This window comes from Candidatus Desulfosporosinus nitrosoreducens (assembly GCF_030954495.1).
Classification (GTDB): domain Bacteria; phylum Bacillota; class Desulfitobacteriia; order Desulfitobacteriales; family Desulfitobacteriaceae; genus Desulfosporosinus; species Desulfosporosinus nitrosoreducens.
Map to the genome: position 1 here is coordinate 1 of NZ_JAVHUW010000083.1, position 15,333 is coordinate 15,333.

At 44.9% G+C, this 15,333-nt stretch carries 16 protein-coding genes; 11 read left to right on the forward strand and 5 right to left on the reverse strand.

From position 1 onward, the window contains the following. Window positions 1–732 precede the first annotated feature (732 nt). The 3 genes from REC12_RS24225 to REC12_RS24235 all read right to left on the reverse strand — a co-directional run bounded on the left by REC12_RS24225 (window position 733) and on the right by REC12_RS24235 (window position 2,395). A complete protein-coding gene (locus REC12_RS24225; protein WP_308898663.1) occupies window positions 733–978 on the reverse strand; it encodes a hypothetical protein in 246 nt (81 codons plus the stop codon). A gap of 2 nt (window positions 979–980) precedes the next feature. Beyond that, window positions 981–1,148 (reverse strand): hypothetical protein, encoded by a 168-nt coding sequence (locus REC12_RS24230; RefSeq protein WP_308898666.1) that lies wholly within the window; start codon window positions 1,146–1,148, stop codon window positions 981–983. Between the two features lie 134 nt (window positions 1,149–1,282). Then, the gene (locus REC12_RS24235) at window positions 1,283–2,395 is read right to left on the reverse strand and encodes an acyltransferase family protein (protein WP_308898668.1); all 1,113 of its coding nucleotides are present in this window, start codon (window positions 2,393–2,395) and stop codon (window positions 1,283–1,285) included. A gap of 519 nt (window positions 2,396–2,914) precedes the next feature. Between REC12_RS24235 and REC12_RS24240 the strand changes: the two genes are divergently transcribed. From REC12_RS24240 to REC12_RS24270, 7 genes are all read left to right on the forward strand, one after another. Continuing rightward, window positions 2,915–3,841, forward strand: a complete 927-nt coding sequence (locus REC12_RS24240; protein WP_308898670.1) for a DUF4830 domain-containing protein — start codon at window positions 2,915–2,917, stop codon at window positions 3,839–3,841. Beyond that, window positions 3,816–4,427: a DUF1648 domain-containing protein gene (locus REC12_RS24245; RefSeq protein ID WP_308898672.1), complete on the forward strand. Its 612-nt coding sequence runs from the start codon at window positions 3,816–3,818 to the stop codon at window positions 4,425–4,427. The genes REC12_RS24240 and REC12_RS24245 overlap by 26 nt, the downstream gene beginning before the upstream one ends. A 58-nt stretch (window positions 4,428–4,485) precedes the next feature. Beyond that, entirely contained in the window at window positions 4,486–5,025 is a 540-nt protein-coding gene (locus REC12_RS24250; protein ID WP_308898673.1) for a GNAT family N-acetyltransferase, read from the forward strand. 34 nt (window positions 5,026–5,059) lie between these two features. Continuing rightward, window positions 5,060–5,971: a DUF4850 domain-containing protein gene (locus REC12_RS24255; protein ID WP_308898675.1), complete on the forward strand. Its 912-nt coding sequence runs from the start codon at window positions 5,060–5,062 to the stop codon at window positions 5,969–5,971. Window positions 5,972–6,459: 488 nt separating this feature from the next. Continuing rightward, window positions 6,460–8,475: an acyltransferase family protein gene (locus REC12_RS24260; RefSeq protein ID WP_308899169.1), complete on the forward strand. Its 2,016-nt coding sequence runs from the start codon at window positions 6,460–6,462 to the stop codon at window positions 8,473–8,475. A gap of 374 nt (window positions 8,476–8,849) precedes the next feature. Further along, on the forward strand, window positions 8,850–9,389 hold the full coding sequence (locus tag REC12_RS24265) for a GNAT family N-acetyltransferase (RefSeq protein WP_308898677.1): 540 nt from the start codon (window positions 8,850–8,852) through the stop codon (window positions 9,387–9,389). A gap of 479 nt (window positions 9,390–9,868) precedes the next feature. After that, complete coding sequence (locus tag REC12_RS24270) at window positions 9,869–10,804, forward strand: P1 family peptidase (protein WP_308898679.1); 936 nt, start codon at window positions 9,869–9,871, stop codon at window positions 10,802–10,804. A 95-nt stretch (window positions 10,805–10,899) separates the two neighbouring features. On the opposite strand, the gene REC12_RS24275 is transcribed toward REC12_RS24270, so the two are convergent. Together REC12_RS24275 and map are read right to left on the reverse strand one after the other, a co-directional pair. Then, window positions 10,900–11,439 carry a hypothetical protein gene (locus REC12_RS24275; RefSeq protein WP_308898680.1) on the reverse strand — a complete coding sequence of 180 codons (540 nt, stop codon included), beginning with the start codon at window positions 11,437–11,439 and terminating at the stop codon, window positions 10,900–10,902. A 139-nt stretch (window positions 11,440–11,578) separates the two neighbouring features. Continuing rightward, window positions 11,579–12,328, reverse strand: coding sequence for a type I methionyl aminopeptidase (gene map, locus REC12_RS24280; RefSeq protein ID WP_308898682.1), 750 nt, complete (start codon window positions 12,326–12,328; stop codon window positions 11,579–11,581). Window positions 12,329–12,724: 396 nt separating this feature from the next. Here map and REC12_RS24285 point away from each other — a divergent pair, with 396 nt between their 5' ends. From REC12_RS24285 to REC12_RS24300, 4 genes are all read left to right on the forward strand, one after another. Then, window positions 12,725–13,225, forward strand: coding sequence for a DNA-deoxyinosine glycosylase (locus tag REC12_RS24285; protein WP_308898683.1), 501 nt, complete (start codon window positions 12,725–12,727; stop codon window positions 13,223–13,225). A gap of 41 nt (window positions 13,226–13,266) precedes the next feature. Then, a complete protein-coding gene (locus tag REC12_RS24290) occupies window positions 13,267–13,839 on the forward strand; it encodes a GNAT family N-acetyltransferase (RefSeq protein ID WP_308898685.1) in 573 nt (190 codons plus the stop codon). Next, window positions 13,823–14,464, forward strand: a complete 642-nt coding sequence (locus REC12_RS24295; RefSeq protein WP_308898687.1) for a tRNA-uridine aminocarboxypropyltransferase — start codon at window positions 13,823–13,825, stop codon at window positions 14,462–14,464. Before REC12_RS24290 ends, REC12_RS24295 begins: the two co-directional genes overlap by 17 nt. Window positions 14,465–14,612: 148 nt before the next feature. Continuing rightward, complete coding sequence (locus tag REC12_RS24300) at window positions 14,613–15,263, forward strand: HAD family hydrolase (protein ID WP_308898688.1); 651 nt, start codon at window positions 14,613–14,615, stop codon at window positions 15,261–15,263. The last annotated feature ends 70 nt before the right edge of the window (window positions 15,264–15,333 follow it).

A 15,333-nucleotide genomic window follows, 5' to 3' on the forward strand; every position in this document is an offset into this window, starting at 1 on the left:
AATTCGACTAACCGAACCTAACACATACGAACTCGACTAACCGAACCTAACACATACGAACTCGACTAACCGAACCTAACACATACGAACTCGACTAACCGAACCTAACACATACGAACTCGACTAACCGAACCTAACACATACGAACTCGACTAACCGAACCTGACTCATACGAACCCGACTAACCGAACCTGACTCATACGAACCCGACTAACTAACCTGACTCATACAGACCTAACAAAGAGGAACCTCGCGGGAAATTTTTCTTTCTAAACAACAACAACCACCCTTTTAGGTGGTTCGATTCCTCGAAATTCAGCATCGTCCTAACTGATTGCACTGCTGAAACCTTCGATGAATCGAAATTTACCTAGCACGCTACCATCAATTTTTTAACACTGAATCTTTTGATTAATAAGTGATTATGAGATTATTATACTTAAATTCAGTTCCTTGTCAAGTGCTGAGATTAATAATACTTACAATACTACATGACTTGTTATTTTCAAGAATTTCAGGGGCAAAATATTTAATGCGTTGGTTGAGAAGATAGAAATTCTTACACCAGCGCATTTTGCTTTTTGAGTTAAAGAGTGGGTTGAGGGTTGAGGAAATTATGGGGAATCATGATTTGAAAAAACTAAATCGGTTCCATCAGCTACTTTTGCAGCCGATTCACGTCTCTAGTTCGATTTGTAAATAGTGACATTTCGGCATAATATATAACAATCTTTATAGAATACGGGCACTGAACATAGTTTGAAAAGAACTGACCGCCGCAGTAAAACCAGCTTCATCTTCACTTACGGCGATCCGGTCGACAACAAAATATTTTATGTGGGCGAAATTGCGCATATCCCGTACTACAAATTGCATCAGGGAAAATTTGCCCGTCATCTTTTTGGGGATTATCCTGATTTGGTCCTCTATGAAGTCCAGAAGGTTTACCCTATCCTTTCCAGTTAAGTATAGCAGCATGATTATTCCACCCTTTCCACACGTTGCAGGGTGGCCTGTGCGGACGGCGGCGTAGCGTCCCTCGGCAGCTCCGGTCCTTTGGCCTTTCCCATGATGAGCAGGACCAAGCCCACAATCACAATAAGTACATAGAAAAACAGCTCAGTGATCTTATAGCTATTGTTCTTCATTACCGGCCATTCGCTTTGCCCATATATTCAGGTTTATAGGACGGTATCTCAAAATGCAGGTGCAGACGTTTGGAGCCAATAATAAACAGGGCATGACAATTACAGAAAAATTGCAGGAAATAATCTTTAGATTTTCATAGAATTCTGTTTAAAATTGGAACTCTTTGTAAAACAAAATAGGCTATTGCAAAACATAGAGGAATGCAAATAAGGCAAAGCATAAGCCATTTTATAATCGGCAGCAATGCAATTGGCTTGAGCAAAAGGGTAACTGCGACAATAATCGGAGGATGAAACATATAAACGGTAAATGAACTGTCTGACATTGCTTTGATAAATTCACTTTGATGGTTGAAATTTTCCCTGAAAACTGTTACCAGACCAATGCTCATAGCTACCGCCACAAAGGATTCCCACAGTGAATATCCAGCGCTTTGCCAGGTGAAACCACCCTTAAGGGCAGATGGATTTCCACTCTTAACGGCTGCTATCACCAACACCAGCAAGACGGCTAACCCCGCGACGATGCCGCAGATAAGCCATCTTTTTCCGGCTTTATAGCTGATTCTGGCGAATAGGTTGTTTCTGTAAGCAATGATGCCTACGGTAAAAAGAGCGATGTACGAGGCAAAAAAGCAAAGCTGCATGTTAAGGATATTGGTACCGATCGGTTGGACGATTCTAATCAGGAAAGCGCAGCCGGCAATAATCAGGATCAGCAGAGCTGCTTGGGCAAATGACGGCTTGAGTTGCTTCTCATTTGTCACAGTAGCGGGCCTGCTGATAATCAGGCGTGCCAACCCGTAGACCAGCGAAAAGATAAAGAGCGCCGCTGCAAACCACAATACCCCGGTGCCTGAAAGAAAGCCGGCTATACTGAAACCTGTCCATTTATTTTTAAGCTCTACAAGTTCAATAAATGGCGTTATTGCCGCTATGTAGATTAGCGTTGGAATCATCAGCCGCTTGAACCGGTCTCCTATAAATCGACCAAAACCTTTCCGGTCATAGCCTCCGGCAACAAAATAACCGGCAATCATAAAGAGGATTCCCATGAAGTATGCCTGATTGAAGGACTTGAAAACTATAAACCAAAGGGTGGACAATGCGTCCAAATGCCCTCCTTCGATGTAGTACCAGCTACCGCCTCCGCTGTAGGTTATTGACAGATGGTGCGTGACGACCAGTATGATCATCAGCAGCCTTAAATTGTCGATGTAAAACAACCTTGCTTTTTCACCCTCCATTTTGCATCCTCCAACTCTATTAACGAATAACCTATTTAGTTTATTTTATCAGATTGTATGCAAATTAATTCTTGATCGTTGTTTATCTTTTCGCCATTTCGGCTAATTCGCATCATCTCTTAAAGGACAAGGAGAGGATTGAGGCAATTGTCAGAGCCGGTTAGTCATTTGAAAGGGCTCAGTTGATGTATTATATCCCTGAAGTCCTAAATCATGGTTTAAGTGGAGATAAGCGTAAATATTTTGCGGAAGTAGGAGGTAATTTGGCATCCTGCAACGAAGAGTAGCATTAATATTAATTTACGGAATTTCAGGCGACAGACTATGCGGAACCGGGCATCTTTGCCTGGATGTGGCGGGAGATTGTTAGTATACAAAGCATTTTTGTGGGAGGAGTTTATACAGAGCTCCTCACGCTTAGAAGATATTAATGTGGTTAGGTCGGAAATAGTTGAACGCTATCCAACCCTTTGAGATAAAGGTAAAATATCTCGGGGGATACTTGGGGGAGGTTTTAGCGTGGTCAGAAAGGTCTCCAGCTTGATAATAATTGTATTTCTTGGGCTAGCGGCTTGTAACCAAGTCGCAATTAGTTCTGTTTCCAGCGAGATGGGCTTTTTGAAACGATACAACTTAAGTGTCAATAAAAACCCAACTATTCTTGAGTTGATGATCCCCTCGGACTGGCAAGTTCGGCTGGGCGAATACCCAATAGGTCTGTATTGGGGCTTGGCAAATGAGTATTCGAAGGACGTTGGGCTAGACCTTACCGCTTTTAAAGGGAAAAGAGTAGAGGCTCATATTTATGAATTAGTTGATGGCTTACCTGGAAGCGGGGAACAAGCGATTTTTAGTTACCCATCAAATGTTATTTTAATCATAGATAACAGGCGGGTTATAGGGGCATGGTTAGCTTTTAACATACAAGGCCTTGGTCCTTCAGTTAAAAGGCGTACATTAACGGAGATAACGGGACTGAATTTTGAAGAATGGCTTAAAAGCAAGCATTATTTCGAAAACTCCAGTACGGATAATGATCTAGAGAGCCTTACTCCCACTCAGGTGATCGATACCTTTTTTGACTCAATTAATAAAGGAGATAAAACCAGAGCATACTCCTGTCTTTCCCCTCAAATATTACTACAATCGCTAACGGTTAATCTGGAACCCGGACATCTTTATAATGCTGGTTTTAACCAAGTAAATTCAATCGTTGATAACATAGTCAGAGGTAAGCCTATTCAATATCTGCGGGTCTTTGATCCTGACAATTTCCTAGAGATCAAAGATATAGGACAGAGAAAAAGAGTTGAGATTGAGGTCAATCTTGAACTTGAATGGAAAGATTCTGCTTTTAACAGCTCTGACGGGAAGAGTGTTCGATTTGCGGTCCTTACTAAATATGATAAGGGATGGAAACTTGAAGGTCTGGGAACAGGGCCTTAAACATGAGGCGGCTATTTTAAAATTGCCAGGTCAAAAAGGGAGTGAGTTTACGATTGAAAATTCAACGGAAGAAAAACGTCCTTATGCAGAAATTCAGCGGTCTTTTGGAGAAAATGTCTTTGAGGCAGTTGCCTTAATAGGTGTCTTGGCCTCATTCGTTAGTCCTATTTGGGTATGGTCTTCCTTACCCGCTAAAATACCGGCCCACTACAATATATCCGGGCAGATTGACCGCTGGGGATCGAAGGGAGAACTCTTCCTGCTGGTACCTGTAATCGTTCTGATGTACATATTCCTGACCACATTAAACCGTTATCCACACCGCTTTAATTATCCATTTGACATTACCGAGCAAAATGCGGGAGTGCAATATCATTTAGCGAGGTTAATGGTCCAGGCTCTTAAAGCAGAAGTTATCTGGATTTTCTTTTATATTGAATGGATAAGTATTAAAGGCGCAATGGGTAAAGGGGTGGGCCTTGGTTCAGCGTTTCTCATAATAAGCTTATTATTAGTATTTGGAACGATAGGCATTTACATCTGGAGAGCGTTTAGGCTAAATAGCCGTTGCAACAACGCCGGATAAAAAGAAACCTTTTGAACCTTTGCCGTTATTTGAGGCTTTGCCAAAAGGAAGTTTCGTTTTGCAGCTGGAATTACGCCAATTCATTGCCGGAGGGACTACTATGCAGCAAGAGAAAATCATTGGTGAATACTTGGTATGTACCGCAGCGAAACAGGATATCCATGAGCTAGTTCGCATGCGTCTGCTGTTACAAGAGCATATGGAACAAGTTAACGCATTAATCCTGCGTTATAATAGCGATTGGAAAAATGAGCTGCCCCTTTTTTACAATAAGTTGCTTGATGATTTAAACGTCCTTATTCTTAAGGCGATCACGGAGAAAGATCATGAAATTGTGGGAATGATGGTTGGCGTCATTGTCGAACATCCGAATTTTACGATTGAGAGATCGGTGAAAATCGACGATGTTTGGGTCGACACGGAGCATAGAAAAAAGGGAGTCTGTTCATTACTGCTAACAGACTTACGCAACAGGTTTGCTGAAAAAGGCATCAAAAATTTCACCCTAAATTATGTTGTTAATAACAGGGAGGCTGAGCAAACCTGGCGGGCGCTCGGTTTCGTTCCCACTATAACGAATTGCGTAGCGAAACCATAAAATTATGTTTATTCCAATCCTGGGGGCCGGAAAAGTGAAAAAGAGAGTTATGAATTTTATAAGAATCATGGTGAGGAAGAAAATTTATATAGTATCGATATCTATTTTACTTGCCTTAGTCAGTACCTTACTTGCTGCTTGTTCGACACATGACGGCATCACTGAAGCTAATAAGCCTGAATTGAAAGGACCAGCAGCAGATTACCCCAAAACAGAGGCAAACGGTGACGCTGTCGGTTCAATTGCAGCTAGTCCTGAAGAAAGCCAATTGCCTAAAATGGTGGAGCATGGAACTGTCACGTTTCATTCCGCAGAGAGCGGATCGGAAGTGAAACTGCCTCTATTAGCTATTGCCGCTAAATATGGCGTAACAGCGGGTTTTACTCCTCCGGTTTTGCCTTCTTCCCCTTTGCCTGAGGTCCTTTTTTTCATTCCGAAAGATCAGGCAGATCAACTAGCGGCCTTTTGGGTCAATGTGGGAATAGCAGAAGAACACGGACTTTTGCTAATAGGACCGCGAGGATGGCGTCCCGTGGAAGCAGGGGTGGGAGCGGATGGCTCAGTTGGTATAACTCTGGAAAACCCCAAGGATTCCCAAGAAACATTAACATACAGTGATACTTACGGTGGCTGCCAGGGCTGTGCAATTTTTCAGATCGCCGCTTATTTCCCCTCGTTGCGTAAGTGGGCGGAAGATCAGGGTTTCCCTGGGGAGGGGATGAAATTTCAGCAGCAGACTTTATTGAATCCCTATATCATGGCTTATTCTAAGGAGCATGCAGATCAAAATTATGAGATTAATGGTGTAGCCTATCAACAGCATGAACAAGGAAATGCATGGTTTCGCAGGGAAGAAATGAGTAGTATGGCTGCAAACCACCGGCTGGCTACAACGGTTTTAAATTATTTTGTTAAGTTATACAGCAACAATGGCTCTAATGACTAAGTAAAAAGCAAGAAGAATCAAGGACGTAGTCAGATGCTAAAGAATTTATTTCCGAAACTGCTTATAATCGCGAAAATGATTAGCAAAAACCCCTGTACTGACATAGGGGTTTCTTTTTTGCCCTCTAATCCGAGCTTATTTTTCATGTAACTTTTCCATAACTAATTCTTCATCATTTTGTAAAGCATTTGCCCTAAAAACTTGGTATCGTAAAAATAAATCCTCCGTATATTCAGCGACTGTCAAGCGCTTATGGGAGAGAGAAGATGAAAGTTTAATGTAGGGCTGGGGAGTGAAATGACGTGGGTCGTAATGATGGAATGAGACAAAGAAAACAACAAATGGAAAGTAAGCAAAGGCCCGTCCTTGTTGATGCCGGGTTTGGGCAGCACAAACTTAGGAATATCCGTGATGCTGAAACCGGGCAAGGGGATACCTTCACTCCTGAAACTGTCCAGTCTTCTCAGCGCTGTGAATCCAAACGCTACATGCCCGGTTTGGATGGGCTGCGGGCCCTGGCAGTGTTTGCTGTGATTGCTTATCACCTCAACTTGAAATGGGCTCCGGGAGGGCTATTGGGTGTCTGTTTGTTTTTTGTCTTATCCGGCTACCTCATTACAGACTTGCTGGCCGTTCAGTGGAGCTCGACAGGACGCATCGATCTGAAAGATTTTTGGCTGCGGCGTGCCCGCCGCCTGTTGCCCGCTTTATTTGTCATGCTGGCGGGAGTTGTTGCTTGGGTAGCGCTATTTGCTCCTGAACGCTTGACATCCCTTGGGGAAGATGTGCTGGCGGCGGTGTTTTATGTCAGCAACTGGTGGCTGATATTTCACCAGGTCTCCTACTTCGTAAGCTTTGGCCCGCCTTCTCCCTTGGGACATTTATGGTCTTTAGCGGTGGAAGAACAGTTTTACTTAATCTGGCCCTTGCTGCTTTGGCTTGGTCTGCGCTATGTACCGCGGCGGAGGCAAGTTTACAAAATCAATTCTCAAGAGGATACGAAATTTGGTCTGCGCTATATACCACAGTGGGGACGTTTGGTTGTTTTGCCCCTGGCCGGAGTTTTAGCCTCGGGCATTGCCATGGCTCTGATCTATCAGCCTGGTACAGATCCCAGCCGCGTTTATTACGGTACGGACACGAGAGCATTTGCCTTATTGATAGGAGCCGCGCTTGCTCTGGTGTGGCCCAGCCGAAAACTGTCTGCCGCACTTTCATCCCAAGCCCGCCGGGTACTTGATATCGTTGGAGGAGCAGGGCTGTTTGTTGTGCTGCTGATGATTTGGCAAACCAATGAATATGAATCCTTTCTCTATCGCGGCGGACTTCTGCTTTTCTCTCTGGCCGCGGCTGTAGTAGTGGCTGTTCTGGCCCATCCCGCAAGCCGTCTGGGCAAGATTTTTGGCTGGCAGCCTTTACGCTGGCTTGGCGCACGTTCTTACGGCATTTATCTTTGGCACTATCCGGTCATTGCCTTGACAAACCCTGTCGTAAATACGGGAGGTTTTGATCTTATGCTTGCTCTCCGGCAAGTGGCGATAAGCATTGTCCTTGCTGCGCTCTCCTGGTACTTCATCGAGGAACCTATCCGCCATGGCGCCTGGAAGAAGTGGCGTGGGCGGATACTCAATCCGGACCGCCGCCAGAAAGTTGTAGCGGTCAGGGGCTGGGCTACGATAGTGGGCTTATTGTTGATTCTTGGTATATCTTGTCTGGCCATAGCAGGGGTTATCTTTATGAATTCCAAGCAAACGTATGTTTCTTCCGCGGCACCTTCCGCGGCGAACGTTTCAACTGCAAGTGAAGTTCCAGACGAGGGCAGCTCAGGGGCCGTGTCTCCGGCTGTATTGGGGTCTCCTGATCCGGGCCAGAAGAACAGTTCCACATCAGAACCGGGGTCAGATTCTCAGGCCAATGCACCCGCCTCAGAGAGTGAAGGTTCAAATTCAACGTCGCCAGCGCAACCTGATGTCAATACACCTTCCGGGGTGGCGCAGGGATCTAAAACCGAGCCTAATGCCGCAACTTCTTCAGATACCGGCAAGGGAGTTACAGTTATCGGAGATTCTGTCATGGTCGGTGAGGAACCGGAATTGAAAAAGCTTTTGCCTGGCCTTGTGGTTAGCGCGGAGGTTGGCCGTCAGATGTATCAAGCCCAGAATGTAGTTGATCAGCTGAAAGCGCAAGGCAATTTAGGAGATCGGGTTATTATAGAGCTGGGAACGAACGGCCCCTTTTCCGAGGAACAGCTGACGGCGCTGCTTGGTTCTTTGGGAGAAGTTCGGCAGATTGTGCTGGTGAATACCCGTGTCCCGCGGCCATGGGAGGACGTGGTTAACCAGACTCTGGCGAAAGTAGCGGCAAGCTATCCGCATACTACTCTTGTCGATTGGCACCAAGCCAGCAGCGGCCATAACGCCTATTTTTATCCGGACGGCGTTCATCTCACTCAGACAGGAATTCAAGCTTACGCATCCCTTGTGACGAAAGCACTTAATCCGTAAATACTTGACCTTCCGGACTCAGAATAATTTTTAGCTGTTTCAGAAGGAAATAAAGGAGTTATGTCAAATATTTCAAATATAGCGTCGAGCAATTATAGTATCCCTGGAAGTTGTTTTGGCGGTCCCCGGCTCCTATTGCCTAAATTGCAATAGGAGTCAGTTTGCATGATTCGCTCTTGAACAGGTTCAAGGAGGCACGATAAAGCAGACTTGATTCAGATGGCGTTTTAACTCCATCTGAATCTTAGTCGCCCTTATCCAGAGACTTAGCCGCTCTTAACTCACCGTTTGCCGAAGCGGGAGTCTTAGAGCGGATTAGTCAGCGGATAAAAACCCTCAAATGGTAGCTTAAGCTTGAAAAGGAGAGATCAGAGGTGGAATATTCCCGGCTTAAGAATGGAAAAACACTTATTATTCGAAAGGCCCAAAAAGAAGAGTCCTCGAAATTTCTGGATTACATAAACAAGGTCTGTGCTGAGTCTGAAAATCTGACATTTGGTCAAGGCGAGTTTGGCATAACCGAGGAGAAAGAAGTGGAATTCATTGCAAGTCTTGCAAAAGCTGATAACGGGCTCATGATTTTTGCTTTGATCGGCGATGAATTGGTTGGGCAATTGGTGTTTAACGGAGGCCATAGACCGCGCATCAGGCATACTGGTGAGTTTAGTATCACGGTATTAAAAGAATATTGGGGGTTTGGTATTGGGACAGAGCTCATAAAGTACATGATTAATTGGGCGAAAGAAACCCGCCTTATCCGTAAAATCAACTTAAGGGTCCGAAGTGATAATCAGATTGCCCTAAATCTATATAAACGTTTGAATTTTAAATTTGAGGGAACTATCACGCGTGAGTTTTTTATTAACGGTAATTTTTATGATTCTATTCATATGGGGATGGAAATTGATGACTGAAGTTTGCCAGGATTCGAGCGAGAGGCAGACATCTGAAATTTTATTTAATATAGAAAAGTAGTTTGCGTTCCCCGGCTCAGCTATTAATCATAAAGCGATCTCTCACTAAGAGCTGCCACAGAAGTTGTGGCGGCTTTTGCTATAGCTAAAATCTATTTCAGGAAATGCAAAACCATATGTATCCGACCTCTCAGGTGAACCGATTGGACAATGCGGTCCCTTGGATACGCTGGGGGGAGGCTTTCCAGAGAGTATATCTTAATTACAGGTGGTGTCTGCGTTAATATCCAGGTTCTTTAGCAAAAAACCAGCCGATGGAATATTATGGAGAAATAGCTTGCCCAGGCCGACGCAAGTGAAAGCCGAATATGACTCTTGAAAGGTTTCTCACTTCCTGAAAAGTATCTCTCCGGTCCAAAGAGGTTAACGATGTGTTATTCCGCTCATTATGTTTATTAATAGGGCATGGGGTGAGATTATTGAAAAATGAAGAAGACAATTGCAAAAGAGCAGGTGGGCTCACCGATGTTCCCGGCATTCTGGTTGGAACAGCGGAGGACAGAAAAGGCCGCACGGGATGCACCGCAATCCTCTGTCCCAAAGGGGCAGTTCCCGGCGTATCCGTAGTCGGCGGCAACCCGGGCACTATGGAGACAGACGCGATCCGCCCGGGCACTAAAGAAGAACTGGCACAGGCCGTTCTGCTCACCGGCGGCAGCCGATACGGGTTGGCTGCACAGAGCGGTGTGATGCGCTGGCTTTATGAGCATAAAATTGCCGAAGTGCCCCTCGTACCCGCGGCGGTCATCTTTGACCTGCTTTATGCCCGGGGCTCCAAACCTCCCGACGCTGCCTTGGGTTACGCAGCCTGCCGGGCCGCACATGCAGGTCTGGTAGCGGAAGGAAATGTGGGTGCCGGGGCAGGAGCAACCGTAGGAAAATTTTACGGGCGGCCAATGAAAGGGGGACAGGGGACTGCTTCCATTCATATTCCCGGCGGCCCTATAGTCGCTGCCCTGGTGATCGTTAATCCGCTTGGGGACGTTTGGGACCATGACCGGATTGTCGTCGGGGCATTGCGCCCTGACGGGAAATTCGTTAACCAGACCAAGGAGATGTTGGCAGGTGTGCCTTCGCCGATATTTGCTGAGGGCAACACCACCATCGCCGTCATAGCCACCACGGCACAGCTTACCAAAACGGAGGCCTGCCGGGTTGCGACACTGGCGCAGGACGGTATGGCGCGGGCCATCTCACCAATTCATACCCAATGGGATGGCGATACGATTTTCTGTCTCGCGACAGGTTCAGATACCAGCTATTATAAAGGTGACGCCGCCATAACGGTGGTGGGTACAGCCGCCGCCGTAGTGCTGGAAAAGGCTATTATTCGCGGGGCACTGGCGGCTCAGTAAATTAATCTTGATCTGAGCCTTTTTCCAGACCAAAGGAGCGTGTCGCTTCATCTTTGCGGCTAAAGCGACACGCCCAACTTATGGGTTTCGTTTATCTAAATACTCCAATTAACCGAGCGGATAATATCGTTGATATAGTCATGTTGCTCTTTTGTGAAGGTGTTTGTGTCTGTGAAAAAAGAAATCCTCAATACATTGTCCGAACCCGGTTGCTTCAGCCAGTACTCCATCCCGGAAATCTTGTAATTCTGGCCAAAGGATGCCGTCCATTCGGATAAATAGCCGTCAAAATTAGCCACTTTAATTCCTTTCAGCGTGTAAGAGTTAAAATCAAAGGTACTGATTTTTTGGCTATCCACTAAGTATTTTTCCAGGTCGTTTAACTTCCAAAGTTGAATATATCCCCGGATCAAGAGTGTCGGATCATCTATGTAGACACTGTAGGAAAGCTGCCCTTGCTCAATGACCTTGGTTTCCGTCGCTCTGGTTGAGAGCGGCAGATGTAAGGTGAGTTGGTTGTTAAATGTATGTTTAATAACCTTGGAATTGGTGCTGTAGGCCGGACTTAAAAGATTAAAGAAAATAAGCGAGAGACCAATGCCGAGGATTATGCCTAAAAATATCTGCTTCTTCATCTAACCCCTCCCCTAAGCTTTATAAATCTTATGGAGCGGAGCTGATTTCTATAACGGATTTCTTTAGCAGATTCCTTTAACAGATTTCTTTACAGAGAAAAATCCATAGACCGCTAAGGCCTATGGATTTAAGGTTCTTTCAGTCTTGTTCAGTTAAAACCAGCGGACCGTCCTTGGTGATAGCCAAGGTATGTTCATATTGAGCCGACAAGCTGCCGTCGACAGTCCGGGCTGTCCAGCCATTCTGATCAATCGTCAGGTTGTGAGCTCCTAGATTAATCATCGGTTCAATGGTGAAAACCATCCCTTCCCGAAGCCTGAGTCCTTTATTGGGGGAGCCGTAGTGAAGAACTTGCGGCTCTTCGTGCATGTCCTGCCCTATGCCATGGCCTGTAAACTCACGGACTACCGAAAGGCCCTGCGTTTCGGCATGAACTTGAATCGCATGAGAAATGTCGCCGAGCCGGTTGCCTATGACGGCTTTCTCGATGCCGATATAGAGGCATTCCTTGGTTACCCTCAGAAGCTTTTTTGCTTGATCAGATACTTGCCCCACCGCATAAGACCAAGCTGAATCAGCCAGCCAGCCGTTGAGATTGATAACCATGTCAATAGTCACAATATCGCCCTCGCCAAGAGAGGTCTGAGTTGGAAACCCGTGGCAGATTTCATCGTTGACTGAAGCACAGGTTGCGAAGGGATAGCCTTTATAGCCTTTTTGCTCGGCTTTTGCCCCATGGGATTGAATGAAGTCGTCTGCGAAAGAGTCGATTTGCATTGTCGTTATACCTGGACGGATCAGTTTGCGAAGCTCCCGGTGACAGGCGATTAGTATTTTACCCGCTTCAGCCATCAGGGCAATTTGTTGCGGGGTTTTAATTTTAACCAATTTTTTGTTCCTCCCTAAGATAAGCTTGTTTTTAGTTTTTTATAAAGCTTTTTTAGTTTCTCCCAAAGGTTATTTTCGCTCATTTGCAGTTGCTTATGCAAGCGCTATCTCATAAATTCTCAGGAATTTATGAGATAGCGCTTCAAAGCGACAACTTTTTTCTGCCCCTTAAAATAAGGTCCGAGATTAATAACTGGTTTAACTGACGTTTAAAAGAACTCCTGGCAGACGTTTTCTGAATCGCCATAAAAAATAGGGGCACCATAGTGTCTTGCTGTTCACTTTCTAAAAATACTGTTTAGTTATTATAACAAATAAGATAAATAATTGTATATTATGCTATCATTAGCTTAAGAAAAGGAATAAGCCTTGATAAATTTGGAAAAGGAATACAGCATGAGTAGAGTGCAATCATTTCAGCCGATTATTGATCGCCAAGCGCGGGTTTTAATCCTTGGTTCGATGCCGGGAGTTCAATCCCTCAGAGAACAACAATATTATGCTAATCCTCACAATCAGTTTTGGCGAATTTTATACACTTTATTTTCCTCGCCGCTAGATTTGGATTATTCCAGGCGGCTTAAATTTATTGAGGATAAGGGCATCGCGCTCTGGGATGTCATTGCGGCCTGCAACCGGGAGGGCAGCCTCGATACTAATATTAAAAATGAGACAGTCAACGATTTTCCGACTCTGTTTAATACCTGCTCGAATTTGACAGCAGTTGTTTTTAACGGGACGAAGGCTTATGAAACTTACAGAAAACGAGTAGGGTTTAACTTACCCAATCTAATATACAAACAACTTCCTTCGACCAGCCCGGCCAATACCCTGGGATTTGCAGAAAAGTTAAAGCAATGGGCGATAATTCTCAGCTTTCTGGAAGGAGAGGGTTAAGGATTAGCGGCTCAGGATTAAAGAAAGGCGGAAGATTATCGATGTATCAGCTTGTGCGCTTAGAGGATAGCTATTTTCCGGTGTTATATGAATGGGACAGGATGGAGAAGAACCGGGAGCATTATACCTGCCGGCCCTTACATCCTATACTCTCTTTCGAGAGTTATGTGCAAAGCAACCTTGAGAAAATTAACGGCGGAATAAAAGAAGTTTTTTTATTAGTTGAGGAGAGAAGTTTGCCCAACCCTTTGGGAAGGATCATGACCTTCGACCATAATCCAAGAAATCACAGTAAAGAATTTGGCTATTATATTCCTCCCGATCTGCGTGGAAAGGGCTTGGGCTCGATTATGGTTACATTGTTGCTAAATATGGTCTTTTGCGCGGAAAATGAATTAAACAAACTTTACGCTACGACTTCTTCGCATAATTTTCCTTCTTTTGGGTTATTGGAAAAGATAGGGTTTACCCTTGACGGGCGCTTAAGGGAGCACTATTGGCTTGAAGATGAAAAGTTTGATCAGCTTCATTATTCTATGCTGCAAAGGGAGTGGAATACTATCAGCAAAGGTATGGCTGGCATAAAGCAGGTAAAAAATGAACAAGACCTGTGAGGCGTTTAAGGTTAAGCAAATTACGCGCTTATATGAAAGCTGCCCTCAGTGTGGGTTGCCTACACTGACCTGTATATGTGAACTCATTTCCCCGTTAAACACTCAAGCGAAATTTTGGATTATAACCAGTGAGAGAGAGTTTTATCGGCCCTCAAGTACGGGAAGACTATTAAAGCTGCTGAATCCTGGCTCAACGGAAATTTTTTTGTGGGAAAGAACCAGTCCCAATTTAAAATTAATCGAAAACATCAGGAACTACCAGGGAAGAACCTATCTCTTATTTCCGGCCCTGACTGAGGATTTGGCCCTCAGAACAGCGAGTAAGATTGATGCCGGTGAGAACGCCTTTATTTTAATTGATGGTACATGGAAAGAAGCCGGCAGGATATTGCGAAAGAGCGATTATTTAAGTGAATTGCCGCTTGTTTCTCTTGAGACGGATTACCTTTCGGGATTTTGCCTGCGCAGGGGAGGCAGGCAGGGGACACTGTGTACTATTGAAACCGCAATGGAAGTTCTTAAAATAAATGATGAAGCAGAGCAAGAACAAGGGATCAGGCAATATTTTAATCTGTTTCTTAAGCATTACCAGGCTGGAGCCAGTTCGCATTTGCCCAAAGAGTAAGTTTTTTAAATTAAAGGGGTCATTTCTGAGGGCATTGATTTAAAAGAACACCACAGATGGCGGAATGTCCGCTGGCTATTGAAGCTGAAGAGAACGCCCGAAGACATGGGGGTTCGGCAGGAATTTAGCAGGAGGCGCTTAAAGGATTATGAAATTCAAAGCCGTGATTTTCGATCTTGACGGAACGTTAGTAGATTCTCTGGAGGATATCGCTGATTCCATGAACCGGGTTTTATATGCTCTGGGATTTAAATCCCAGAGCCTGGCAGCGTACAAATATTTTATTGGCAATGGTATAAAAAACTTAGTGCGTGCAGCTTTGCCGGAAGGAAGCAGGGAAGAGCCTCTGGTCAGCGAGTGCTTTGATTTAATGATGAAAGAATACCGCGAGCGCTGTCTCGCTAAAACAAGACCTTATGCTGGTATTCCCGAATTGCTTGACGAACTGACTAAACGTCAAATAAAACTCAATGTACTTTCCAATAAAATTGATGAACTGACGCAGAAAGTAGTTGCCAAGTTATTGCCGGCTTGGAACTTTGAAGTTGTGATGGGGCCGAGCGCGAACATCCCGAGAAAACCCAACCCTACGGGTGCTTTGGCAATTAGCCGGAAACTGGGTTTAGTTGAAGCGGATATCCTCTATCTCGGTGATTCCGGCGTGGACATGAAAACCGCCGCCGCCGCCAATATGTATGCCGTGGGCGCCCTTTGGGGGTACCGTACGCCAGAGGAGCTCTTAACTAATGGTGCCAAAAGTTTAATAAGTCAGCCTGGGGAATTGCTTTCTTTGTTATAGGAAATAATTGTTATAAAAGGAATCTTTAGCATAACATTCTCTCCTTGCGGGCATCTTAATTATTTAGAGA